20 protein-coding genes and 3 tRNA genes are annotated in these 24,623 nt (G+C 47.3%); 12 read left to right on the top strand and 11 right to left on the bottom strand.

The window, feature by feature from the left end; all coding sequences use genetic code 11:
• The first annotated feature begins 24 nt into the window (after nucleotides 1-24).
• Nucleotides 25-1,128, top strand: a complete 1,104-nt coding sequence (locus NDK19_RS15340; protein ID WP_250632788.1) for a Glu/Leu/Phe/Val dehydrogenase dimerization domain-containing protein — start codon at nucleotides 25-27, stop codon at nucleotides 1,126-1,128.
• A gap of 90 nt (nucleotides 1,129-1,218) precedes the next feature.
• Nucleotides 1,219-1,890 carry a hypothetical protein gene (locus NDK19_RS15335; protein WP_250632787.1) on the top strand — a complete coding sequence of 224 codons (672 nt, stop codon included), beginning with the start codon at nucleotides 1,219-1,221 and terminating at the stop codon, nucleotides 1,888-1,890.
• Here the strand turns inward: NDK19_RS15335 and NDK19_RS15330 are convergent.
• Together NDK19_RS15330 and NDK19_RS15325 are read right to left on the bottom strand one after the other, a co-directional pair.
• On the bottom strand, nucleotides 1,885-2,541 hold the full coding sequence (locus NDK19_RS15330; protein ID WP_250632786.1) for a phosphatase PAP2 family protein: 657 nt from the start codon (nucleotides 2,539-2,541) through the stop codon (nucleotides 1,885-1,887). The two genes, NDK19_RS15335 and NDK19_RS15330, sit on opposite strands and share 6 nt — an antisense overlap.
• Nucleotides 2,542-2,544: 3 nt before the next feature.
• A complete protein-coding gene (locus NDK19_RS15325) occupies nucleotides 2,545-3,390 on the bottom strand; it encodes a hydroxymethylglutaryl-CoA lyase (protein WP_250632785.1) in 846 nt (281 codons plus the stop codon).
• Nucleotides 3,391-3,466: 76 nt separating this feature from the next.
• Between NDK19_RS15325 and hisF the strand changes: the two genes are divergently transcribed.
• Both hisF and NDK19_RS15315 read left to right on the top strand, forming a co-directional pair.
• A complete protein-coding gene (hisF, locus tag NDK19_RS15320; protein ID WP_250632784.1) occupies nucleotides 3,467-4,261 on the top strand; it encodes an imidazole glycerol phosphate synthase subunit HisF in 795 nt (264 codons plus the stop codon).
• Between the two features lie 74 nt (nucleotides 4,262-4,335).
• Entirely contained in the window at nucleotides 4,336-5,694 is a 1,359-nt protein-coding gene (locus NDK19_RS15315; RefSeq protein ID WP_250632783.1) for a tetratricopeptide repeat protein, read from the top strand.
• Between the two features lie 213 nt (nucleotides 5,695-5,907).
• On the opposite strand, the gene NDK19_RS15310 is transcribed toward NDK19_RS15315, so the two are convergent.
• Nucleotides 5,908-7,293 (bottom strand): alkaline phosphatase family protein, encoded by a 1,386-nt coding sequence (locus NDK19_RS15310; RefSeq protein WP_250632782.1) that lies wholly within the window; start codon nucleotides 7,291-7,293, stop codon nucleotides 5,908-5,910.
• Nucleotides 7,294-7,296: 3 nt separating this feature from the next.
• Nucleotides 7,297-9,762, bottom strand: coding sequence for a RelA/SpoT family protein (locus NDK19_RS15305; RefSeq protein ID WP_250632781.1), 2,466 nt, complete (start codon nucleotides 9,760-9,762; stop codon nucleotides 7,297-7,299).
• 82 nt (nucleotides 9,763-9,844) lie between these two features.
• Between NDK19_RS15305 and NDK19_RS15300 the strand changes: the two genes are divergently transcribed.
• The 3 genes from NDK19_RS15300 to NDK19_RS15290 all read left to right on the top strand — a co-directional run bounded on the left by NDK19_RS15300 (nucleotide 9,845) and on the right by NDK19_RS15290 (nucleotide 11,955).
• Nucleotides 9,845-9,926: transfer RNA gene (locus NDK19_RS15300), tRNA-Leu, on the top strand.
• A 73-nt stretch (nucleotides 9,927-9,999) separates the two neighbouring features.
• Nucleotides 10,000-11,352, top strand: coding sequence for a trigger factor (tig, locus tag NDK19_RS15295; RefSeq protein WP_250632780.1), 1,353 nt, complete (start codon nucleotides 10,000-10,002; stop codon nucleotides 11,350-11,352).
• 117 nt (nucleotides 11,353-11,469) lie between these two features.
• Nucleotides 11,470-11,955: a GNAT family N-acetyltransferase gene (locus tag NDK19_RS15290; RefSeq protein ID WP_250632779.1), complete on the top strand. Its 486-nt coding sequence runs from the start codon at nucleotides 11,470-11,472 to the stop codon at nucleotides 11,953-11,955.
• A 178-nt stretch (nucleotides 11,956-12,133) separates the two neighbouring features.
• On the opposite strand, the gene NDK19_RS15285 is transcribed toward NDK19_RS15290, so the two are convergent.
• From NDK19_RS15285 to NDK19_RS15270, 4 genes are all read right to left on the bottom strand, one after another.
• Complete coding sequence (locus NDK19_RS15285; RefSeq protein ID WP_250632778.1) at nucleotides 12,134-12,865, bottom strand: LytR/AlgR family response regulator transcription factor; 732 nt, start codon at nucleotides 12,863-12,865, stop codon at nucleotides 12,134-12,136.
• Between the two features lie 45 nt (nucleotides 12,866-12,910).
• Complete coding sequence (locus NDK19_RS15280; RefSeq protein WP_250632777.1) at nucleotides 12,911-14,530, bottom strand: S8 family peptidase; 1,620 nt, start codon at nucleotides 14,528-14,530, stop codon at nucleotides 12,911-12,913.
• A 78-nt stretch (nucleotides 14,531-14,608) separates the two neighbouring features.
• Nucleotides 14,609-15,748 (bottom strand): acyl-CoA dehydrogenase family protein, encoded by a 1,140-nt coding sequence (locus tag NDK19_RS15275; RefSeq protein ID WP_250632776.1) that lies wholly within the window; start codon nucleotides 15,746-15,748, stop codon nucleotides 14,609-14,611.
• 66 nt (nucleotides 15,749-15,814) lie between these two features.
• Nucleotides 15,815-17,026, bottom strand: a complete 1,212-nt coding sequence (locus tag NDK19_RS15270) for a class I SAM-dependent methyltransferase (RefSeq protein WP_250632775.1) — start codon at nucleotides 17,024-17,026, stop codon at nucleotides 15,815-15,817.
• A 179-nt stretch (nucleotides 17,027-17,205) separates the two neighbouring features.
• Between NDK19_RS15270 and NDK19_RS15265 the strand changes: the two genes are divergently transcribed.
• Nucleotides 17,206-17,278, top strand: a tRNA-Gly gene (locus NDK19_RS15265).
• A 40-nt stretch (nucleotides 17,279-17,318) separates the two neighbouring features.
• A tRNA-Leu gene (locus tag NDK19_RS15260) sits at nucleotides 17,319-17,403 on the top strand.
• 258 nt (nucleotides 17,404-17,661) lie between these two features.
• Here NDK19_RS15260 and NDK19_RS15255 read toward each other — a convergent pair.
• Nucleotides 17,662-19,362 carry a hypothetical protein gene (locus tag NDK19_RS15255; RefSeq protein WP_250632774.1) on the bottom strand — a complete coding sequence of 567 codons (1,701 nt, stop codon included), beginning with the start codon at nucleotides 19,360-19,362 and terminating at the stop codon, nucleotides 17,662-17,664.
• Nucleotides 19,363-19,553: 191 nt separating this feature from the next.
• Between NDK19_RS15255 and NDK19_RS15250 the strand changes: the two genes are divergently transcribed.
• Both NDK19_RS15250 and NDK19_RS15245 read left to right on the top strand, forming a co-directional pair.
• A complete protein-coding gene (locus NDK19_RS15250; protein WP_250632773.1) occupies nucleotides 19,554-20,282 on the top strand; it encodes a dolichyl-phosphate beta-glucosyltransferase in 729 nt (242 codons plus the stop codon).
• 359 nt (nucleotides 20,283-20,641) lie between these two features.
• On the top strand, nucleotides 20,642-21,277 hold the full coding sequence (locus NDK19_RS15245) for a trimeric intracellular cation channel family protein (protein WP_250632772.1): 636 nt from the start codon (nucleotides 20,642-20,644) through the stop codon (nucleotides 21,275-21,277).
• Here NDK19_RS15245 and NDK19_RS15240 read toward each other — a convergent pair whose 3' ends face one another.
• Entirely contained in the window at nucleotides 21,278-22,576 is a 1,299-nt protein-coding gene (locus tag NDK19_RS15240; RefSeq protein WP_250632771.1) for a DUF2851 family protein, read from the bottom strand.
• 74 nt (nucleotides 22,577-22,650) lie between these two features.
• On the opposite strand from NDK19_RS15240, the gene NDK19_RS15235 reads away from it, so the two are divergent.
• The gene (locus NDK19_RS15235) at nucleotides 22,651-23,760 is read left to right on the top strand and encodes a fatty acid desaturase family protein (protein ID WP_250632770.1); all 1,110 of its coding nucleotides are present in this window, start codon (nucleotides 22,651-22,653) and stop codon (nucleotides 23,758-23,760) included.
• Here NDK19_RS15235 and NDK19_RS15230 read toward each other — a convergent pair.
• Nucleotides 23,757-24,614 (bottom strand): GWxTD domain-containing protein, encoded by an 858-nt coding sequence (locus tag NDK19_RS15230; RefSeq protein ID WP_250632769.1) that lies wholly within the window; start codon nucleotides 24,612-24,614, stop codon nucleotides 23,757-23,759. The genes NDK19_RS15235 and NDK19_RS15230 overlap by 4 nt on opposite strands.
• Nucleotides 24,615-24,623 lie beyond the last annotated feature (9 nt).

Below are 24,623 nucleotides of genomic sequence, written 5' to 3'. Positions count from 1 at the left end.
GCAAACATTTTTGCACCACAACACATGACCACAGAAACACAGCCACTCGTTGCCACAGAAAGCAACGTTTTTGCGCAGGTAGATGCATTAGGACACGAGCAGGTCGTTTTTTGCCATGACCAGCACACGGGCTTGAAAGCAATCATAGCTATTCACAATACCGTGTTGGGGCCTGCTATGGGCGGCACGCGCATGTGGGCTTACAGTTCCGAAAGCGAAGCTTTGGAAGATGCCCTGCGCCTCTCACGCGGCATGACTTTTAAAAATGCAATGGCAGGTTTGCATCTGGGCGGAGGCAAAGCCGTAATTATTGGCGACTCCCGCAAAATCAAATCAGAAGCCCTGCTGCGCCTCTACGGCAAATTTGTTAATAACCTGAACGGCAAATACATCACCGCCGAAGACATGGGCATTACCGACCGCGACATGGAGGATATTGCCTTGCACACACGTTTTGTGGGAGGTATGCCCGAATACCGCGGCGGCAGCGGCAGCCCTTCCGGCATGACAGCCCTCGGCACCTATGTGGGTATGAAAGCGGCAGCCAAAAAAGCCTTCGGAACAGACAGTTTGGAAGGAAAAGCCATCGCCGTACAAGGCGTAGGCTCTGTCGGAGAGTTCTTGGTAGAATACTTGGCAAAGGAAAATGCCAAAATATTCATTACCGACGTTTTTGAAGACCGCATCAAAAAAGTGGCATCCCGCTTCAATGTAACCGTTGTTGCCCCCGATGAAATCTACGATGTACCTGCCGACATCTACTCTCCGTGCGCAATGGGGGCTACCGTAAACGACGATACACTAAGCCGCCTGAAAGCACAGGTAATTGCCGGATGTGCCAATAACCAACTGGCCGACGAACACATTCACGGCACAGCCTGTATGAACAAAGGCATCGTTTACGTACCCGATTTTGTGATTAACAGCGGCGGTGTTATCAATATTGCTACTGAAATTGCAGGCAGCTACAACCGCGCATGGGCAATTGCCAAAACCGAAGAAATATACAACCGCGTGGCACAAGTGCTTGACGTAGCCGAAAATCAGCAGCGCAATGCACAGGTGGTAGCTACCGAAATGGCATGGCAACGCATTCAGGATATAGCCCGCATCAAGGCAACCTATTAAACCGATTTTGCGTATCAATTCATAAAAATAGCTTTCTTTACAGGAAGCTATTTTTATTTGCATCACCCCACCAATCACTATAACTGTTATATGAAATACCGACTGATTATCGCAGCCCTTGCACTCTCTTGGGCTGTTGTTGGCTGTACAGACAATAAAAACACAGCCGTACAAGAAAATACAACCACAGAACTGGCAGAAGAGGAGGCAGACCCTTGGGCAAATATGCCCGAAACAGAAGAGGATATGCTTCCCGAAGCCCCTCTGAAAGAACTGATAGGCGCATTGAAAGACAGCGTGGAGCGCAACTGGTATCTTTCCGTCAAATCGGACGAAAACAAACTGGCAAAAATTTTACAACTGACCGCCCGATTGGAAAAATATCCCAAACACGATAAAAACACGGCCGACTCCATCAAGATACTGCACAAGTGGCTGACCGACAATCCTTTAACGTGGGAAACACTTGCAGACATCAACAAAACTCTCACTTACGACAACAACTTTGACAGGCTGATACAACTCATGCGACAACTGCGCAATACGCCCGGCAGCGAAAGTTGCACTGCCTGCACCGAATTGTACGAAGAAGTCAGCGCTTTGTATGACGATGATTTGATTCTGCGCCGTCGCTATGACAGAGCCGCTGTTTTATTCAACAAATTGATAGATAAAAAGCAGGACAGCATCAAATTGCTGCCTGCACCGCTCAATCAGGTAAGCCGCAAGCCTTTGTTTATGCCAACGGCCAATGCCTCATAACTTTCTCTGCCAAAAGGGGCGGTTGAACCAGCGTTTCGGCTGCTCCATTTGATACCCTACATAAATAGCCGTCAGCGTGCCGATACAAGCACCCGCATACGCATCAATGCCAAAATGCTGGGCAAGATACACCCTTGAAAACGCCGCAATCAGTGCCAGCAAAAAACATACGAAGGAAAGCCAATGGCTTCGCCCCTGCATCATTATGCTCAAACTGAGGAAAAGGGCAAAAGCCGTGGTAGAATGACCGGACGGAAAACTGTTGGTCGTATGGATGGTTACTCCTTCCACATAGTGCAGCGGTACTAAATCGCCAAAGTAAGCAGCCGGCCGCGGCATATCGGCAAACAAGGTTCTTTTGAGCAACTGTGCCGTCAGTCCTGAAATGCCCCATGCAAGCAGTATCTGCACGCTGTGCCTGAAACGCACCCAAAGCATAGCAACCGCTACCGCAACAGCAAACATTCCGTCTCCCAGATGCGTAGCATATTGAAAGAAAAAATCTGCCGCGGGACTGTGCAGTCTATTCACATAAATTACCTCATCGCCTTTGGGCAGGTAAATCAATACAATGCCTGCTACCAATAATACCAGCATAAAAGGCAGCAGAAAGCCGCTGTTGCGACGCAAAAGCTCGTTTAATGATTCCATGAATTATCCAAAAACAGTAGCGCTCAATTGCATAGCCTTGCCAAAGGCCTCGTGATTAATCCCCGTAGGAATGTGCTCGCGCTCAAAGTATTCAATCATAGCCTCGGTCGCTATGTTTCCCGTCAGTTCGTCTTTTGCCATCGGGCATCCGCCAAACCCTCTCAAAGCTCCGTCAAATCGCCGACAGCCGGCCTGCCATGCAGCAGCTACTTTGCGAACAGCCGTGCGGGGATGCGAATGAAAATGCGCCCCAAACTCAATATGAGGAAAAGCAGGTATTAACGTACCAAATGCCCGTTTAATATTTTCCGGATTGGATACGCCAATCGTATCGGCAAGGGCAATGATTTGAATACCTAACTCATTCATTTTCAAGGCCATTTCTCCCAATACATTTTCATCGTAAGGGTCGCCGTAATGATTGCCGAAACCCATGGAAAAATAAACGACCAATTGTTTGTCATGCGCCGTACATAATTGCTGTATTTCCTTAACTACTTCAATTGCCTCAGCTATACTCTTGTTGGTATTGCGCAACTGGAAAGTTTCGGAAACAGACAGCGGAAAACCCAAATATCGGATTTCCGGGTAGCGCACCGCTATTTTAGCACCGCTGACACTTGCCACAATGGCAAGCAACTGCGTTGAGGTGGCCGATAAATCCAGTCCGGCAAGTACTTCGGCAGTGTCCCGCATTTGCGGTATCACCTTGGGCGATACAAAACTGCCAAAATCAAGCGTATCAAACCCGACTTTCAGCAATGCATTCAGGTAATTGATTTTGACCTCCGTCGGCACAAAATCATGTAAACCCTGCATGGCATCGCGCGGGCATTCTATCAATTTCATAGTAAAAGCAAGATGTTGTGTTGTTTATTGGCTGCGAATTTATTGCTTTGTGTGCAAAAGAGTGTAACTTTCAGATATGCTAACCAAACGCATCATTCCTTGTTTAGATATCAAAGACGGCAAAACCGTTAAAGGCATCAACTTCATCAATCTCATTGATGCGGGCGACCCTGTGGAGCAGGCTGCTTATTATGCGGAAGCAGGTGCCGATGAACTCGTTTTTCTGGACATCACGGCCACAGTGGAAGGACGTAAGACCCTAATAGAATTAGTCAAAAAAATTGCAAGAGAAATCAATATTCCGTTTACGGTAGGCGGGGGCATCAGCCATGTTGCCGATGTGGATGCTTTGCTGAAAGCCGGTGCAGACAAAATCTCCATTAACTCCTCAGCCGTTCGCAACCCCGAAATTATTGGCCAAATGGCGCTCGAGTTTGGCAGCCAGTGCGTAGTTGTAGCTATTGACTCACGCAACCTAAACGGCCAAGATATCGTTCATACACATGGGGGGCGCGTGCCTACTACGCTTCAAACGCTTGCATGGGCAAAAGAAGCGCAGGAACGCGGCGCAGGGGAAATTCTGCTCACTTCCATGGATCATGACGGCACCAAAAGCGGATTTGCCAAGCAACTGACAGGCGCAATGAGCCACATGCTTGAAATACCGGTAATAGCCTCCGGAGGAGCAGGAACCAAGGAACATTTCGCCGAGATTTTTGAAAATGATGATGCCTCTGCCGCATTGGCTGCAAGCATTTTCCATTTTCGCGAAGTAGATATAACAGAACTAAAGCAATATCTGGCACAGCGGGGTTTCCCAATGCGAACCATTTCAAAAAATTTAATTGCGCAAAAGACCTTAATTACGTAATTTTGGCATGATAATGTTAGTATTTTACGGCAAATTACACAAGTGCCAATGGCTAAATTTTACTCAGTGATCTTATGAAAATGCAATTTTGGTTTTGTTTCATCTTGTTTTTAGCCACATCCTTCGCGGCTAAATCACAAGACGGCGGGCTTGAGTTTTTGCTTAAGGCTGAGGATTACAAAAAGAATAACCGGCCTAAGGAAGCTATTGACGAGTACAATAAAGCAATACAAGCCGACCCTGCCAATCCTGAATATGTTTTTCGCAAGGGCAAAACTTACATCCTGTTGAAGGATATGGACAATGCCATCCAGTGTTTTGAGAAAACCATCCAATTGCGTAAGGACTACTTAGGCGCATACACAAGGCTGGCAAGGCTTTACGCTGCCAAAAACAAAACCAACGAAGCCATAGAAGCATTCAATAATGCTTTCAAATACGACAGCAATCCGAAAGAAAAAGTAGAGTACAAAATCAACATTATCAAGTTATTGATGCGTGCGGACAGATTCAAAGAGTCTGCTAACCATATCGCCGACGGCTTGGCATTAGACCCCAACAACTTGCAGTTGCTTTTCTTCAATGCACACCTGAATAACAAGCTCGGCAAGCACGATTTGGCTGTAAAAGACATGCTGAAAGCAACTCCTTTGATTACCAGCCAAGACCCTCGCGACTTTGCCCGTTTTTACTATGAACTTGGTTTAGGCTACTACAAACTGGGTAAATATCCGGAAGCCCAGCAAGCATTTACCAAAGCCAACTTTGGCCCCTACAAGGTCAAAATTTTTGAAATGAGCCATATCTACTTCCAGCACCTTGCTACCGCTTACTATAAGGTATATGAGTTGGAAGAAAGCAAAAAAATGGCAGAACAAGCCATTAAAATAAAGCCGGACTTCTCCCCTGCTCATGAAATGCTGGTCAATATCTCAAAAATGACACTAGACCAATCTGCCGTTATCAAACAACAAAAACTGGCTGCTGAAGCTAAGAAAGAACCGGTGGAAAAAGCCTTAGCTCTTTCAAAAGTAGCACAGAGTGAAATTGGTGCAGGGTTGTATAACGAGGCAATTGCTTCGGCTGATGCTTGTCTTGCCATTCAACCGACTAATTATCAGGTTGCTTTTATTAAAGCCGTTGCCTTGTCTAAGCTGAACAAGCTCAACGAGTCCATGACCGTTATCAACGACATTCTGAATAAGTTTCAGGGAGTAGACCCTGAAATGAAAGCACAGGTTTACTTCTTGCAAGGTTTGGTTTTCAATAAAATGAAAAACCCCAAAGCCGCCAACGAAGCGTTTAAGAAAGCAGACCAGAGCAGCCTCAAATACGCCGTTATCTATGAGTTGCGCAAAAACAATGATGACAGCGTAGCCGAAAAAGAAATAGAAAGTGGCGGCGAACTCAGCGGCGGTAATATTGATGACTAAACTTTTCAACCGCTTTTGATAGACTTTCCTGAAAACAAACACCGGCGCAAGGATATTCCCCCTGCGCCGTTTTTATTTTTATACGGGTCATATACAGCGGCTTTCTGTTGAATACGGATTTCAGGCGAATGTTACGGTCTTTCGCTGATTTTGTAAATTCCCAACCCGTATTCCGAAATGCTCCCATGCGATGCGTAAAATTTGGTTGCCTGCTTATGTCTGCCTGTTCAACAGGCGCATAATGACATGATACACCTCGGTAGGCGCACAAATTGCCTGATTAGGCAAACAAGCAACATAACGGGCTGCCAATAAAGGCTTATCTTCCGGTCGGTCTGTTATGCGCCCGTGCGAGCCGCCTATGAGCGAGGCATCTAACGGGATAACATCCATCAGCATACGAAAACCAAGCTTCTTTTTCAATAGCTTCCATCCTACCCGTAACGGCATCAAGGGCTTTTTGGGGTCGGTAAACATCTCGACAGGGTCGTAGCCCGGCTTTTTGTGGATATCTACTATACGGGCAAAATCGGGGGCATGGCGGTCATCTAACCAATAGTAATAAGTGAACCAACTTTTTGCATCGGCAACAGCTACCAAATCACCGGCGCGCTCGTGGGTTAGGTGGTGCGCTTTTTTTCCTTGCTCATCTAATACAAGTTCTACACCTTCGGTTTGCTGCAACAAACTCTTTACCTGCGGCAAAAGCGTTGGGTCGTTGATGTAAATATGTGCCAACTGATGGTCTGCCACAGCAAAAACCCGACTTGCACCTGCATCGAGCAACTCGGTTGCATCATGTTCGCGGCGTACTTGCAACCAACCTTTTTGCCGGAACAAGCGGTTTAAATGGATAGGGCGCGATACGTCGGTAATGCCATACTCTGAAAGCAACAGCACTTCTGCCCCGCGCTGTTCGTAGAATTGTATCAAATCGGCACACAGCGCATCTATTTGTCGCAAATCTTCGGGAATGGTTGGATGCTGCGTGCCAAACCTTTGAAAGTTATAGTCTAAGTGGGGCAGGTAAATCAGTGTAAGCGTCGGGTTGTGCCATTCATCTACCAATTTACTTGCCTCGGCAATCCAGCGCGAGGAGCGAATGGAGGTACGAGGCCCCCAGAAATCGAACAGAGGGAAGATGCCAAGTCGCTCCTGCAATTTATCGCGCAAATCGGCGGGATGGGAATAGCAATCGGGTGTTTTGCGGCCATCTGCCCAATATTGGGGACGCGGCGTAACGCTGTAGTCGGCAGTACTGTACATATTGTACCACCAAAACATATTACAAACCGTAAAATTGGGGTCATGGAAGCGTGCTTCATCCCATACCTTGGGTGCCTGCACCAACTTGTTGGATTGTTTCCAGAATTTTACCTCACACTCGGTTCGGTCATACCAGCCGTTGCCTACGATGCCGTGTTCAGATGGCCATTTACCGGTAAGATAGGTAGTTTGCACCGAGCAGGTTACGGCAGGCAGCATATTTTCAACAGGCATTGCCTGCCCTTTGGCTATCCATTGTTTTAAAAACGGCGTATGCTCGCCTATCAGTGCGCCGCAAAGACCCACCACATTAATTACAACTGTCTTTTTCATGCTTTACAAAACGCTGCGCTCTACGCCCTTAATACCTTCTGTTTTTTTAAGGTCTTTCATCAGGCTATCGAGTTGGTCTATACTCTGTACACGCACCACTATCTGCCCTTCAAACAGTCCATTTGTTTCACCCATCGTAATGGAGCGCATACTTACTTTATGTGCATGGATAACTTGCGTAACTTCGTTTACGATACCATCCCTGTCAAATCCGTACATGTTCAGTGCCACCTCATAGTACATAGGTGCAGGCGGAGGCGGAGGCGCGGGTATTGCTTCTACGGCCGGTAATTCTTCCGGTGTGGGAGGAGCTGCCCCTTCTACAGCTTCTATCCGTGCAGGAGTTTTGGCTGAAGCCTCGCGATGGTTCGTTGCTTTATCATCGTCAATCCATTCCAGCGGAATAACTCGGCTGTTATCTTTTGCCATTTGATTGATGGCATTGATACAATCTACCCGATGCACCATCAGGCGACGGCTGACGGTCATATAACCGATAACTTCATCGCCCTTCACGGGGGAGCAGCATTTGGCAAGCGTATATACAATCTCGCCCGTGTGTCCGCCGATTTGCAGTTTGGCCGTATTGGGTTTGAGATTTTTAACAGATTTTTCAGTCGGGAGAGGTGCGGGCTTCCCAGTGTTTTTCAGTTCGTTTACCAACCCCCTAATGACCTCTTTTAACTGAGTATGCGGCAACTCGTCTTTGCCTAACTTTTCTTCAAACTCAATAATGGAGTTCTGATTGAACTTTTTGGCAAGTTTCAGACGGAACTCCTCCGTTTGGGGAACGGCAATGTGCAATTGCTCTATTTTCCGTTTGATTATTTCGCGTCCCCTTTCGGCATAAGAACTGCGCTTACCATTCAGAAACTGGCTGATTTTACTTTGTGTTCGCTTGTTATTGGCTAATTTCAGCCAGTCCGTCGTTACGTTGGGCAAGCTACTTTTAATAATCTCAACTTTTTCACCATTTTTTAACTGATACCCCATAGGTACGAGCTTGCCGTTTACCTTCGCCCCGAGGCAATGCAGCCCAAGGTCGGTATGAATCATAAAGGCAAAGTCGAGTACGGTAGAGCCGTTGCGCAATATTTTCATATGGCCTTTGGGCGTAAATACATAAATTTCTTCTTCGTGCAGTTCTTTATGTATTTCGCCCATCATTTCCAGCGCATCCAAGTCGCGGTTTTCCAGCGTTTCGCGGATACGGTTCAGCCAACTTTCCATCGTATTGACGGGTGGCTTAGCCCCTTTATCGGGATTTTTTTCTTTGTACTTCCAGTGGGCGGCCAGACCTTTTTCGGCCACTTCATCCATTCGCTTGCTGCGAATCTGCACTTCTACCCACTGGCCTGTGTGGCTCATAACGGTAATGTGCAGCGACTCATAGCCGTTACTGCGCGGGTGGTCAATCCAATTGCGCATGCGTGAAGGATTGGATTGGTAAAAATCGGTTACAATAGAAAAAGCAACCCAACAGTCTTCTTTTTCTTTGTCCGGCGGTGAATCCAAAATAATCCGAATGGCAAAAAGGTCAAAAACATCTTCAAAGCGTATCTTCTGCTTCTCCATCTTATTGTAAATGGAAGAAACAGCTTTTACACGGCTTTTAATGGTAAACTTAAAACCGCGTTCTTTAAGTTTTGCATCTATTGGCTTAATAAAATCCTTTACAAATTTGTCGCGCTCGGGCTGTGTCTTTTTAATTTTATAGACAATTTCGTTGTAAATCTCCGGCGATTTGTATTTCAAACACAAATCCTCGAGCTCACTTTTAATTTCATACAAACCCAACCGATGTGCCAATGGCGCATAAATCAGTTGTGTTTCCGAAATAGTGCGGAGTTGTTTGTCGCGCCTCATACCGTCCAGCGTGCGCATGTTATGCAAGCGGTCGGCTATTTTAATCAGCACCACGCGAATGTCTTCCGACAAATTGAGCAATACTTTGCGGAAGTTTTCTATCTGCTCGGTAGTGGTCGCATCCAGCGTAGTATCTTTAATTTTTGTCAGCCCGTCTATAATGTGCGCTTCTTTATCGCCAAACTTGCGGCGAATATCCTCTATGGTAATATCCGTATCTTCCACCACATCGTGCAAGAAGGCACAGATAACAGAAGTGGCGCCCAATCCCATTTCCTCTACTACAATGCGTGCTACTTCCAGCGGATGGTAGATGTAGGGCTCCCCGGACTTGCGCCGCTCGCTTCGGTGCGCCTCTTCGGCCATTTCAAAAGCTGCTTTGATGCGCTTCAAATCCTCCTTCGGGTTCTTTAAAACCGGACTGACTTTGCGAAGCACCTGACGGTAGCGACGTAAAATCTCCTTGCGTTCTTCCTCCAATTGCTTATCGGCAGGTACGGCTGCTGTTATATCTTGGATAACGGGTTTTTGATGAACCTCCGGCACATCCATAACAGTTGCCGGTAATGTATTTGGAGCAGGCGAATTGGGATTATCTTTCATACTCAAAGATGCGTGCACTAAGAAAAAATTACAAAGAAAGTTGAGTTTTCAGAGAAGTGAATTACTTTTGCCGAACTTTTGAGCGGATGTGGCGAAATTGGTAGACGCACCAGACTTAGGATCTGGCGCTTCGCGGCGTGGGGGTTCGAATCCCTCCATCCGCACTCAATAGTCTGAATGTGTTGGTTTTTGCCGACCTTATTACCACCTCTTTGTTAGCTTAATTTATTTAGAGCCTTGGAAATCACATTAGAAAAAACCGACTCCCTGACTGCCTCCATTAAAATTACACTCAATCAGGCAGATTACCAAGACAGGATTGAAAAAAAAATAAAGGAGTACGCGCGCACGGCGCAAATTAAAGGTTTCCGCCCCGGTAAAGTTCCGGCAGGAATGATTCGCAAAATGTATGGCAAGTCCATCAAAGTTTCGGAAGTTTCCGCAACCTCTACGGATGCGCTGGAAAACTATCTGAAAGATAATAACATTCAGATTCTGGGCGGCCCAATGATGAGCGAAACTACTCAAAACGGCAACTACGACTGGGAAAATCAAACCGATTTTGAGTTCTCTTACGATATCGGCCTGAAGCCGGAAATTACGCTTTCAGTCGGTAAGAATATTGTTATATCTAAGCCTGCGGCTGAAGTTACCGATGCGCAAATTGATGAAACCATTGAAAATCTGCGCAATATGAACGCCAACTATCAGGAGCAGGAAGAAGTAGCTGACCAACCGGATGTTACAGTCTATGGCTTCATAGTTACGGCTAATGGCGAGGCTGTGAAAGTGCCAAGCTACAATAACCCTGATGAACTGCGCGACCTGTTTACTGCCGATGCGAAAGGCTACGGTGTAGTATCCATCGGGCAAATCGGTGAGCACAAGTCTCTTTTCTTGGGTAAGAAGAAAAACGACACTGTTACTTTTGACCTCCGCACCCTGTTCCCGTCTGATGCACAGGTGAGCGAATTTTTCGGAATGGGCGAAGACATGGTCAAAAATATCAGCGGCGAATTTGTGATGACCATCGGTAATATCTCCGTGAAACAACTGCCTGAGTTGAATCAGGAACTTTTTGACACGATTTTCGGGCCGGGCAAAGTACAAAGCGAAGAAGATTTCCGCCAACAACTGCGCAACATTAAAACCCGCGAAGCGGAAATCGCTCAAAAAGACCAGATGCTGAATCAATTCCAGACACAACTGCTGGAAGCACATAATTTTGACCTGCCCGATTCGTTCATGAAGCGTTGGCTGGCTGCCAATAACCCTAACCTGAGCGAAGCGCAGATTGCCGAATCATACGACGGCTACCGCGATACTATGCGCTTTGAAATGTTAGTTTCAGAATTGGCCAATGCAAAAAATATTAAGGTAGATATGCAGGACATCGTAGCACGCCTGAGCGATATCAATTTCATGCAAATTGTACGCATGGGCTACTACAACATGGTGGGTATGGAAAATATGCTTGCTATGCGCATGTTGCAAGACCAAGAAAATCGCCAAAAGGTAGATGATTATTTCCGCCTGACCTTGCTGCACAAAGTATTTGATGCTTACATGGACGACATTACTATCCAGTAGTCCGATAATATCCCTTGCAAAAAGCAGTTGTGCGCCTATGCTCAACTGCTTTTTGCTTTTTATCTGAGTCGGTAATGGGTATTTTTGCAGAGATTGTTTCAAAAGTTCTTGCCACCCATGCCTTTAATTGCTGCCACTGCCAACGACTTTGATTTTTTCTATCGGTTATACATGCACCCCAAGAATAACATCTGGCTGCTGTATGCTGCCATGCCACCCGATGAGTTTCGCCCCATCTATGCAGACTTGCTTGCCAAAGGAGTTTTATGGCAGTACAAAACGGCTGACGGCATTCCTGCGGGCATGTGCAAACTGATACCCTACACCTACCGCACGGCACATGTGGTGTATCTGGGCGGGGTTGCCATAGACCCTGACCTGTCGGGGAGAGGCTACGGCACCGCCATGTTGCAGGAAATTATCGGGTATGCCCGTTCAAAAGGGTTTCGCCGCATAGAACTTAGCGTTACCGTGGGCAATGATGCCGCAAAAAATTTGTATGAAAAGGTCGGCTTTCGTCAGGAAGGTATTTTGCGGGAGTTTGCTTTTTTGGAAACGGAAAACCGCTATGCCAACGAAATTCTGATGTCCATCCTGATTTGATTTCGGATTAAAAAATCAGTAAAAAAATCGCATTATCTGCAACAACCTGCGTGCTTGCATCACGTTTGCCGCGAAAAACGGATGGTTAAACATGACAGGTCTTAGAGTCAGCCGAGTCAGGTTGGAGTACAAATCTTTGCAATGAAAAGCGAAAATACTGTGAACTTTACCTGATTGCTTACATGATTTCCAGTTTTTCCATCAATTTGGAGCGGTAGGTCTTTCCTATGGGGATGCGCTGCCCGTTGATAATCAATTCGTTATCTTCCAGTGCGTCAATACTTTGCAGGTTGATGAGGAACGAACGGTGCACGCGGAAAAACAAATCTTCCGGAAATTTTTCTTCAATTACCTTTAACGGATAATTGACAACAAATTTGCCTGCGCGGGTATGCAGCTCCGCATAAATATCACTGGCTTCTACCCATAACACATCGCCAACACGCACTTTTTCCAGACGAGTGCGTGCTTTCACAAAAATGCAGTCCTGCGCAGCATACCGCGTGCGAATTTGTGCAGGGAGCGGCTGCCCCGATTTAACGGCATGTTGATATACTGCCAGTTCAATGGTTGAGCGCAGCGTTGCTTCGTCAAAGGGCTTCACCAAATAAGCAGCGGGTTGCGTAAGCTTTGCCCGATGCAGTGTTTCCGTGTCGGACTGTGCAGTCAGAAAAATGTAAGGGATATTCAGTTTTTGCAGTGCAGCGGCTGTTTCTATACCATCCAGTTGCCCGGGCAGGTCAATGTCCAAAATAGCCAAATCAACCTGTGCCACTTTGGCCATGCGCAATAACTCTTCGCCAAGCGTTGTATGACCCGCAACAGCATACCCCATGTCTTCCAGAGTGAAGTAAAGGTTTTTAGCTGCCACCTCATCATCTTCAGCAATCAGCAAACGAATTACAGACATGGTAAAACAAATTATGCGTGAGCGGCAAAATAATAATTTATGCCGTCAATCAAAGACGACTGATGCTACCCTCCTACCCTCCGAACTGACGATTTGCAGCAAGTAAAATCCTTTGGCGATTGACAGGCGAAGCACGGTCGGTTCTTTTGCTGCCGTAGTGGTTGTTTCCATATATTGCCTGCCGGATGTATCGGTTAGCAGCAGCGTAACAGGTTTGCCGTGCAGTGATTCAGGAAACGAAACCCTGATTTCGCCATTTGAGGGGTTGGGATAAACAACAATCGCTGCCGACTTGACCACCTGACCGGGCAAAGAAGTTACCAGCAATTGCATCCGTTCAAAGTTGGGGATACCATAGCCGATGGAATCGTTCGGGTTGCGGGCACGAGTACCCGAACGGCGGATAAAGTCAATGACCTGCATATTGGTCAGGCGACGGTTAGCCTGCCAAAAACCTGCTGCCAGCCCTGCTACCAACGGCGTAGAAAAAGATGTGCCCACATCACCCGTGATAGTGCCGGAAGGTAAACTGACGATAGTGCCCTCTCCTATGGCCGCTACATCGGGCTTAACCCTGCCATCGGCGGTAGGGCCGCGCGAACTGAAAGAGGAATAAACGCCGTTTGTATTGACCGAACCAACCGTCAGCACAGAGTCGGCATCACCGGGGAAGGTAACGCGTCCCCAAGCCCTGTTGCCCTGATTGCCTGCACTTTTGATAACCAGCATCCCCACAGAAGCCGCTGCATTGGCTGCGCGTGTAATGAGTGCCGTGCGCCCGTTCAAATCGTTGATGGTGTAGTTCTGTGCGGGGTCGTCAAATGCATAGTAGCCTACGGAGGTAGAAATGACATCTACGCCCAAGCTGTCGGCGCGTTCGGCGGCTGCCAGCCACCAAGCCTCCTCGGCGCGAGTTTCCGTGGCGTTATCTTCTGTTTGAAAAAGGTAGTAAGCAGCGCGCGGGGCAGTTCCTATCAACGAACCCTCCTGAAAAGCTGCCAGTGCAGAGAGTACGCGTGTGCCGTGGGTACAGGAGTTAATAACGTTGGTTGTGCCGTCTACAAAGTTGAAAGTGCCCAGTACGGTCATGCTGCGAAAAGGCAACGCCGAGTTAAACCCCTGAAAACCACAGTCTAACACGGCAATGTGCATTTCTTCGCCTCTGAATCCGGCGCGGTGCATGGCATCTACGCCTAACATGCTTACCTGCCTGTCGGATAGCCCGTAGTTAAAGTTCTCCGTTGCCTCTGTACGTGCCGTGCGAATGAAGTCGGGCAGTTCGCTTCCTTGCTGTTGTTCTTCTATCCTGCTCAGGCGTTGCCCTGCATTGCTTTGCACCACACTCAACCGATTGACGGCTGTCATTTGGGCAGCGGTAGCACTGATAATTGCTCCGTTGAACCAGCGAGTGGGATACAGCACGCGAGCGCCTGTCTTGCGAATAGAGTCTAAATAAGCAGGGCTAACAGGCAAGTCGCGACCGGTAAGCGGTATATTCTGCCGCTGCCTTCGTTCAATCGCCCGCTGCGTAAGAAATTCCTGCGGCCTGTTTAAACTGAAAGGAGAATTGCGCTTATCGCGAAAAAAGACAATATGTACCTGTGCCTGCGCCCAAAGGTCGGCACTGAAAAGCAGCAGAGAAAGGAAGACCAGCAGACGCGCCATAAGAGTGGCTGTAAATATTTGATAATCAAAAATATACACCTGTCGGCTTTTGGGCAACCCGACAGGTGTGCAACAGGGCTATTTCAGGATAGCACGCGAAATCACTAATTTCTGAATTTCGGAAGTGCCCTCGCCAATGGTACAGAGTTTGCAGTCGCGGTAATATTTTTCTACCGGATAGTCTTTGCAGTAACCATAGCCGCCAAAAATTTGAACGGCATCATTGGCTATTTCGCAGCAAATTTCGGAAGCGTAATACTTGGCAATTGCAGATTCTTTGTTCACGGGCAACTTATTGTTTTTCAGATAAGCCGCTTGGAAAGTCAGCAACTTAGCGGCCTCAATCTTGGTTGCCATATCGGCCAATTTAAAAGCAATTGCCTGAAAACTGGAAATGGGCTTGTTGAATTGCTCGCGCTCTTTGGAATATTGCAAAGCGTGCTGATACGCCCCCATTGCGATACCGAGGCTCAGCGCGGCAATGGAAATACGGCCGCCGTCCAGAATTTTCATGGCTTGGATAAAGCCTTCACCCTCTTGCCCCAGCATATTTTCGTGCGGAATACGGCAATCGGTGAAAATCATTTCGGCAGTTTCGGAAAGACGCATACCGAGTTTGTCTTCTTTTTTGCCGCCCGTAAAGCCGGGAGTGCCGCGTTCTACCACAAAAGCCGTCATGCCGTGCGAGTCGCCTACGTTGCCGGTGCGGGCAATCACAACCGCTACATTACCCGACTTGCCGTGCGTGATGAAGTTTTTTGCACCATTGATAACCCAGTGGTCGCCGTCGCGAACGGCTACTGTGCGCATGTTACCCGCATCGGAACCTGTGTTAGGTTCGGTAAGCCCCCATGCACCAATCCACTCACCGGTAGCCAGTTTAGGAATCCAGCGCTTGCGCTGTTCCTCATTGCCGAATTCGTAGATATGATTGGTACACAGTGAGTTGTGCGCTGCCATAGACAGGGCAATTGAAGGGTCAACAACTGCCAATTCAGCGATGGCTGTTACGTACTCAAAGTAGCCCATACCTGCGCCACCGAGCGATTCAGGCATCAGAACGCCCATCAGCCCCAGTTCGCCCAGCTTATGGAAAACATCAATCGGGAAATGTTGGTCTTTGTCCCATTGGTCGCGGAAAGGGGTAATGTGCTTTGCCCCAAAGTCGCGAACCATTTGTGCAATCAGTTTTTGATTTTCTGATTCTTGAAAGTGCATGATTGGAAAGTGTGTTTTTGCGGTTTAACGATGTGTTCGTTGAATGTGTTTATTGGTGTGGCAAAGTTAATCTTTTTCGCCTATCAACACTGCCTTTTGCCCATCGGCAAGGGTAACGGCAAAAAGATAAGTTTCGCCGCCTTCGGCAATGCCCCAGCGTTTACGCAGTTCGGCTACGGAAGCGGGGAAATTACGCACCGCCAGATGTGCTTTTCCCTGCGGCAGATGTGCCAGAATAGCCTTACGGTCGGCTTTACAAACTGCTGTCAGTCGGAAAACACGTCCGGGGAAGTCCTCCGGCCGCTGCTCCGATGTGTACAAATGTGTATGCGGATGTAACTTTTGTAAATGAAAACGTGCAGCAGGGGTTTTAAATGCACCCGCTTTCAACAGGGCAGCGTTGGGTTCAAAGAAAAAAGCCTGCGGCATGGCAAACGCTACGGTTGCGGCCTTTTCTTCGGCAAATGAAAAATTAAACGCCTGTACGCCGCTGTCCGTCAGATTCACCGCATGTATCTGCGTTTCGCTGCTATTTTCTTGACGCAGGCAATAAAGCACTTCCTTACACTCATTGTGTACCGCAAGTACGGTAACTTCGGCAACCTGCCACGAAACATCGGCGGCCTGTTCCAAGTCGGCAAGAGCGGCACTAATATCGAGCATGGGCGATGTTTTTATCAGTACTTGCCGCGTTTTTTTTGCCAGCAGCGGCAACATGGCAGGAACATCAGGCTCGCAATCACTCAGGCGAAAAACTTTATTGCCGACAGCATCACGGCGAGCAGGGTCTATATAAACCGCATCCAACGGCTCTCCCAAATTTTGCAGCCACTCGTGGGCATCGGCAACATGCACGCGAATGTTACTTTTATCCAATACCTGAAAATTATGGGCTGCAATGGCGGCAAGTTCCTCGTTTCGTTCTACATAATCTACCAGCTCGAAGGAATCAGCCCAAAATGCGCAGTCAATACCAAAGCCGCCTGTCAGGTCTGCCAAGTGCCTGCCCTGCATCAGCGCGGCCTTGAAACGGGCAGTTTCCTCCGAAGAACTTTGTTCCAGATTGAGCAAGAGCGGAAAAACAAGCCCCGAAGTACTAAACCAAGAAGGCAATTTGATTTGTGCCTTGCGCTTTGCCTGAATCTGCCCGACTAAATGCCGCATTTCTATGGCGGGAAAAGGACTTTTTTTCAGCATCAAACGCCCCGCATCTTCATATAAATGCGTCTGAATGAAGTGCTGCACCTCATTCTCCAATAATTTTTGAAAAATTTTCATAGGCGTAATTTACTGATTGTCAATTTGGAACGGTTTTAGTGGCACAAATGCCGAAAAAAAATTTGAGCAAAGGTATTGACAGATATAAAAAGCTGCTATACCTTTGCATCACAATTCAGGAACAACGGCAGCGAAAAAAGTTCAACGCCAAGAATTGTGGAACAAAATACCAATTTAATGCGGGAATAGCTCAGTTGGTAGAGCGCAACCTTGCCAAGGTTGAGGTCGCGGGTTCGAGTCTCGTTTCCCGCTCAGGGGATTCAGCAATGAATCCCTTTTGCGTTCATAAAAGGCCGGGATGGTGGAATAGGTAGACACGCAGGACTTAAAATCCTGTGGCTGAATAAGCCGTGCGGGTTCGACCCCCGCTCCTGGTACGTATGACAAGCCCTCCGAAAGTTCATTGGTTTTCGGAGGGTTTTTGTTGTTTGTAGGCTGTCATACACAAACCCGACAGGCCTTAGAAACCTATCAAGTTTTTAAATACCTGTTTTTCAACAACTTATACAAAAGATTTTTTACAAACCTCTTGCGCTTCCGTATAAAGGTTAATTACAGTGCTTACGATAACGCAAAAACAGTTGATTATCAAGGCTTTGTTAAAAGGTTCGCATTAGGTGTAAAAAACCGATGTGTTATCGCTTATTCACCTTGAATGCCGCCGCCGTACGGATTCTTCCATCCACCCAAACCTCTGCTACCGGTGCATTGCGATTAATCAGGGAGTCGGGCAAGGCAAAGGAGCCATCAGGCAGGCGGCCACGGAAAATCGTCAGGTAGTAGTCAGCTTGGTGGAGTGAGTCGGCAAAGCGAAAATTTCTCCGCACCTCTGCAGGAAGGCCTTGCAGGTTTACCTTTGCAGAGAACTCGTCAGCCCAGACCACTAAGGGGCGCTGCTGCAACTCTTCTTTTGAGGAAGAGGCCATGTTTTCTAATAATTTTCGGTAAGATGTCCCCCAGTAATCCAAGTCAAAATAACGCCCGGGGTCGTCGCCTACTATACTGCTAAAATATAAATGCTGAAACGGATGGAGTTTGAACATTCGGAAGGCCGTCGTAACCACAGTAGATGACAGGATTGCCGTTAAGGCTATAGTCCAGACCAAGGGGCGGGAACGCACTTGCTCAAATAGGTGATGCATGGCATAAACAGCACTTGCCAAGATACCGGGATAGATAAAATACAATTGTCTCCACCCGTCATAAACCGTAGAACCGAGTACTACTACGGCGGTCAGTGGCAGAATGGAAGCGCCTATACACATGAGCAGGGTTTGCCAGGCGGGTGTATCGTATAACCACTGACCATCGGGAGCTTTTACCGCCCTTTGAATTGCCAGAAAAAGGGCATAAAAAAATGCAAGAATATACAAAAGTGGCGTAGTAGCTATTATCCAAATCGGAATGTAGTACCATGGTGTGTACAGGTAAGGCTCAAATACGTGCCCAAAAGCAAAGGTTTGCCCATTCCACCTGAACTTACTCATATTGGAAAAAGCAAACAGGAAATTTTTGAATGGAGCCTCCCAGAGAAACGGCCAGAAAAGCACAATCATAGCAACCAGCATAATTGCATAGGCGGTATATATTCGCATATGCTGTTTAAGATACCCCATCGGGGCAGGGGCTTTCAGAAATTCCAACCCGACCATTAGCCCTGTCATACCCGGCATAAAAATACCGGGTATGCGGATATCAACCGCAATGGCACACATCAAGGCATGCCAAAACGCATTGGCAAAAGTTTTGTTCCGAAGCAGGCGTTGCAGGGTGTACATGCTGCCTAAGTAAGCCACCATGAACGGGATATCTTTGGAATTGAAAAAAGCATGGGCAAAAATAGGCGGAGAAAGATATAAGAAAACTGCGCCCATTAGTGCCCACCAACGGTTTTGGAGCCACTCCCAAAGCAGCAAATAGAAAAACGCCAATCCGACCAGAAAAAACAGATAGGTTAGCAAGTGGCGCAAAAAATACACATCGGCAGAATCTTTGACCCCACTCACTACTTCGGCTCCGATTAGAAACAGCTCAAACACAACCCCATAGTCCCTGTCGCGGTACTCATTAAAGCCGGTTTTACCTAAGTACTTATCTATACTTCTTGGGTCTTCCACTATCTTTTCTGCTCTCTTGCGAATCGCTTCCTCCGAAAGAAAGACATAGCCAAGTTTCTGATTCGCATACACAGCAGCCATTGCACCTGTGGTTCGCTGGGTTACTTCGTCATGGGAAAGACCGAAATCTCGGTATATCCATAAGCCCACCGACAGGCAAAAGCCCATAAAGAACAAAAAAGGAGTATGAATCCGCCATAAGGTTGAGATTGTATTCATAAAGTTTGTTGTTTAGCTTGTCGGGGTGCTAATGCGCCTGAAAGTTTTTAAGTGTGAGTGAAGATGCATATAAAAGCTGAAAAATTCCAAGAAATAGCAACAAAACGTTTGCGCAAAAGGACATTCATACCAACCGAATAGTAATTGTTCCAAATCATTTGTATAACTTCGGTGAGAGGACTCAAACAAACATGCTAATTGGTGTTGTCATTCCGTGCTACAACGAAGCCAACCGACTGCCCGCAGAGGCATTTATTGAGTTTATGCGCCAACATCCTGAGTGGCTTTTTTGCTTTGTAAACGATGGCAGCAAAGACGCCACTTCTGACGTACTGCACCGCATCAAGGAAGCCTTACCGCAACAGGTCTTGCTTATTGACCGCCGCCAAAATAAGGGTAAAGGAGAAAGTGTGCGTGAAGGGATGCTGCTATTGGCTACTCAACCCGTAAAATACGTAGGCTTCTTAGATGCCGATTTGGCCACCCCCCTCCACGAAATGCAGGCGCTGGTACAAGTAGCTGAAAACAGCCAATATACTTTTGTCTGTGCCTCTCGCGTAAAACGAATGGGCAGCAGTATCCATCGCTTGGCCAGCAGGCACATCATAGGGCGCTTTTTTGCCACCCTGATTAGTTGGTCTTTGCGCCTGCCTTTTTACGATACACAGTGCGGAGCAAAAGTATTTCGGCGCGATGAGATGACCCATGTTTTTGACCGACCCTTTATTTCACGGTGGTTAGTAGATGTGGAAATCATCAAACGGTTTCAACAATCGCTGGGTTTTGAAGTCTCAAGAGCCAAGATTTACGAATATCCTCTGAATGAATGGAATGAAGTGGGCGACTCTAAAATTGGGCTGAAAGATACGTTTCGCATCCCGATGGATTTGCTGCGTATCCACTTGACTTACAAAGTCTAAGTACCAATTATATCGGTGGCATCCAAAATCTGAAAAAACAACTAACAGAGCATCATGCAAATCACGTTTGACGCAGAGACAGCGAATAACAGTTGAGCGCAGGTCAATTCTTTGAAAAATTTAACTTTTAATGCATTTTTTTAATTATTTCACACATAAACACCTGTTTTGTTTAATCAAGAAAAGCATTAGCATAAATTTTTTACTAAATAATTTACATCAGTTCATCCATCTTCTTTGTTTGCCGACTGCCTCTATGATTTCGCAAGGCTTCAGACCGATATAAAAACGGCAAAAGTTGTTGAAAAAAATATCGCAAAACGCATAACTTCAACCCTAAAATACAACTCCAATAACCGTTGTACACCAATCTTACCTTTTTTCTTGATTTGGCAGGCACATTTGCTTTTGCCATCAGCGGCATCAGAATGGCATCGGGCAAACAGATTGACTGGTTTGGTGCCTATGTGATGGGGCTGGTAACAGCCATTGGCGGCGGAACAGTGCGCGACCTATTGCTGGATGTCAGCCCTTTTTGGATGCACGATGAAAAGTACTTCCTTGTAACGGCTGTGGCGCTGCTTGCTACCCTATTGTTCAAAGAACAGGTTTTCAAGTGGGGAAATACGCTTTTCCTGTTTGACACCATCGGGCTTGGGCTATTTACCATTGTAGGAATAACCAAGAGCATTGATGCGGGGCTGTCGTTTTGGGTGTGTATTGTGATGGGGACAATTACGGGCTCGGTTGGTGGCGTAATCAGAGATATTTTGCTCAATGAAGTACCACTGCTTTTTCGCAAGGATATTTACGCGCTTGCCTGTGTAGCGGGCGGCATTGTTTATTTTGCCTGCCGTTTTTTGCATATGGCAACGGGCGTTACCGAACTGATGGCTGCGCTGACGGTTATCGTTATACGGCTGATAGCGGTCAAATTTCACATCCATTTGCCGCAAATGCGACCGGAGCGCAAGTTGCCGGAGCAAGACAACTAATTAACGACTATCGCCGCGCACCAGATAAGCCCCAATGCTGCATTGCAAACACCGGCGGCGGCTGCAAAATTCGTTGTAGAGTTCTATGGCTGCCTGTGTGTCGGCAGCAGTTTGCAAGGGCACAGGCAGGGACTCCCAGCTACGGGTAATCACATTGTCCTCCGGCGGCAGTTGTGCCATCAGTTGCATGGCGCGTTCCATAAAATCTTCTCCGCCTTCTCGTTGCGCATAAGCTGCCAACAAAGGGAATAACGTATTGATAAGCAATGTATTGGCGCTGTCTTCCCCTATGCCGCCCAAGTGCCTTTCAGAGGGTTTTTCGGGAAGGTAATGCCTTTGCCAATAATCAGTTGGCGGCAAGCTGACAGCATCCAGCAAAGACTGTATGTTTGTTGTTTCAATAAAAACCGTAAACAAATCGGGTAAGTGGCAAAGAATGGCTGCTGCCTGTGCCAACCTGCGGACAGGAAAATTTGCAGGGCGCATTTTTGCCGTTTTCCACACCTGCTTTTGCATCAACTTATCGGTCAAATTGTACTTGTGTGTCAAATAGCGGAACTCCGCTTGCAACTGCCGCAGGTAAGCATCCGAATAGTCATCGGCCAGCCAACCTGCCACCCCCAGCAGCAGCGCCTCTGCCTGTAAAGGCTCGTGCAGGTGCTTGCGGAGCACCGCATAAGGCAGCGAAAGCGACAGTTCCAGCATAGGCGCTGCATTGACTTTGAACCCCATATTGCGCATAAAAAGCATGTAGGCCGCCTGTTGCCAGTCGCCATTGTGCCGCTGCAACCATTCCAACACCTCTGCCGACTTGCGGTGCAGGCGGCGCACCAACATTCGGTCTGCTGTGGCAATAATGGTCGGGCTGTTTACGTTATGTATTTGAGAGGCGCAGGCTATTTCTTGCGCAGGTTGTGCAAGCATAAGGGCGTAGCGCTCCCTCATCAGCGGATTAGTGCGTTCTTTTAATGCCAGCACAGGAATAATGGAACCATCTGAGCGCCGCAAGGGTTTTTCAGAAGTATCATGTTCCCAAACAACGTGCAGAATTACACCTTCATAGGCTGCATTGAGCTGATGCCCGTGCCGCAGCCAGTCAGTAGTACGAACGTGTATTTCTATCTGCCCGAACCATTGCAGCGTGCCGATTTGTAAGGCTGCATCGGTAAAGTCAGCACCGGCATTCGGATTACGTGTACCGGGTTTGATGATGCTCAACGGCTCACCACTTTCTGTTTGCAGATTTCTCTTGTCAAAATATTGAAACTGCCACAAGTAGGCAAGAAATAATTCATCCATGAAACGCCTTTAATTTTCACATTTTTTTCGTTATTGCAAATTATCAATTCTTATCATTTTTCAAGCAGTTCAAAATGTATCAACAAATTCGGTTTGCCGACAAAAGTCGGTCAGCGTTTTTTGCCACCGTCAAAAAACGCGTAGAAGATTATTTTATCAAAAATAACATTTCAAAGCACGCTAATGCGGAAATGATTTTCAAAACACTGCTCTTTTTAGGTGGTTTTATTGCAAGTTACTTACTGTTGCTGCTTGGCAATTTCAGCACTCCTGTTATGCTGCTTTTAGCCGTTACCATTGGCGTTCTAGGTGCTTTGATAGGTTTTAATGTGTGCCATGATGCCATTCACGGCTCCTATTCATCCAATTTTTACGTAAATAAAACGCTTAGCATGGTATTCAACATCATCGGTGCCAATCCGTATGTATGGAGTATTTCGCATAACATCGTACATCACACCTATACGAACATTGCAGGGCACGATGAGGACATAGAAGTTGCCCCCGGCCTGATTCGCCTCTCAACGGAAGATAAACTGACACCCATTCAGCGCTATCAGCATTTGTATGCGTTTTTGCTGTACGGGCTGGCTTCGGTTTCGTGGGTATTCCGCAAAGACTTTAAAAAATTCTTTCAGGAAAAAATCGGAAACCACAAAAACAGACACCCGAAAATGGAATATTTCAACCTGTTCTTTTACAAAGGCATTTACTACCTCCTGTTTATCGGGCTGCCGCTTTGGCTGATGCCCATCAGTTTTGGCGGTTGGTTAGTGGGTTTTCTGCTGATGCACTTGGCGCAGGGGCTGGTATTGGGTCTGGTGTTTCAGTTGGCGCACGTAGTGGAAGGAACGGCCTTTCCGCTGCCCAACGAAGAGGGCAACATTGAAGAAGCATGGGCGGAGCATCAGTTGCGCACAACGGCCAACTTTGCCCGCAACAGCCGCTTGGCTAACTTCCTTTGCGGCGGTCTGAATATGCAGATTGAGCACCATCTGTTCCCGAAAATATGCCATGTGCATTACCGCGCCATTTCGGATATTGTACAACAAACGGCACAGGAGTTCCAACTGCCCTATATTGAGAACAAAACATTTGGTTCTGCCCTGCAATCGCACTATCGCATGTTGCGCAAATTAGGGGCGGAAGAGTGGCAGGCTAAAAGCAGGTTAGCCGTTGCCTAATTGGCCACTAATCCGTGCCGCCATCTGTCCACGTACTCATACCATACATCGCGGTAGCGGGCATGGCGCACCAGTTCATAGTGCAGCCCCGTAAACTGGTTGGCTTTGGGCTGAAAAGTAAATCGGATGGTGCTTTTGCCCGAGGTGCGGTATTCCCACTCTTCGCCGTTGGCGGTGCGATTCAAAGCGGAAGGTTCGCCGAAAATGATGTAAATCATGCCCATATCGGTTTTCCAACCTTCTTTGTAGGTGGTAAAATATCGGTTGGCGTGTTCTACCCGCTGATAAAAAATGCGAATCATCCGTCGGGCATTTTCTTCATTGCCGCCTAAACGCAACCAATAGTTGTCTAAGGCGGCTTTTTTATCGCGGCTGCTGTTAATTTCCGCTATCTCGTCGTTGGTAGAGATGTAAACCAAGGCTGCCAGCACATCGTCTATCTTCCGCAATTTGGGATAGGCACGGTCGGCAATCAAAAAACCTTTGCCTGTGGCAGTGGCCGTATCGCTTTGGGCAAAATACAAACCGACAGGCAAGCGAAAATCGGTATTGACGGCTACGCTGAAAAGCGAATCGGGTGCCAGCACAGGCTGCCCGGCGGGCAAATTGACCTGCATGGGCGGCAGCGCTGCCTGAAAACCGGCTTTGATGCGATACACGAACACCTCGCCGCTGTCGCCCGTGAAGCGAATGGTATCGTTTTCGGTGGCATAATTGGCCTTTACGGCTTGCATCCCCTGCGAAGGATTATTGGTTGTCAGAGAAAAGGGCAGGCTTTGGGCAGCAATAGGCAGCGCACCCCACCACTGCGTCGCAATCAAAAGCAAGAAAGCCCCTACTGTTTTTCTATCCATAGCAATCGC

The organism is Rhodoflexus caldus, assembly GCF_021206925.1.
Taxonomy (GTDB): Bacteria; Bacteroidota; Bacteroidia; order Cytophagales; family Thermoflexibacteraceae; genus Rhodoflexus; species Rhodoflexus caldus.
This window is presented reverse-complemented; position numbering and strand designations above follow the sequence as displayed.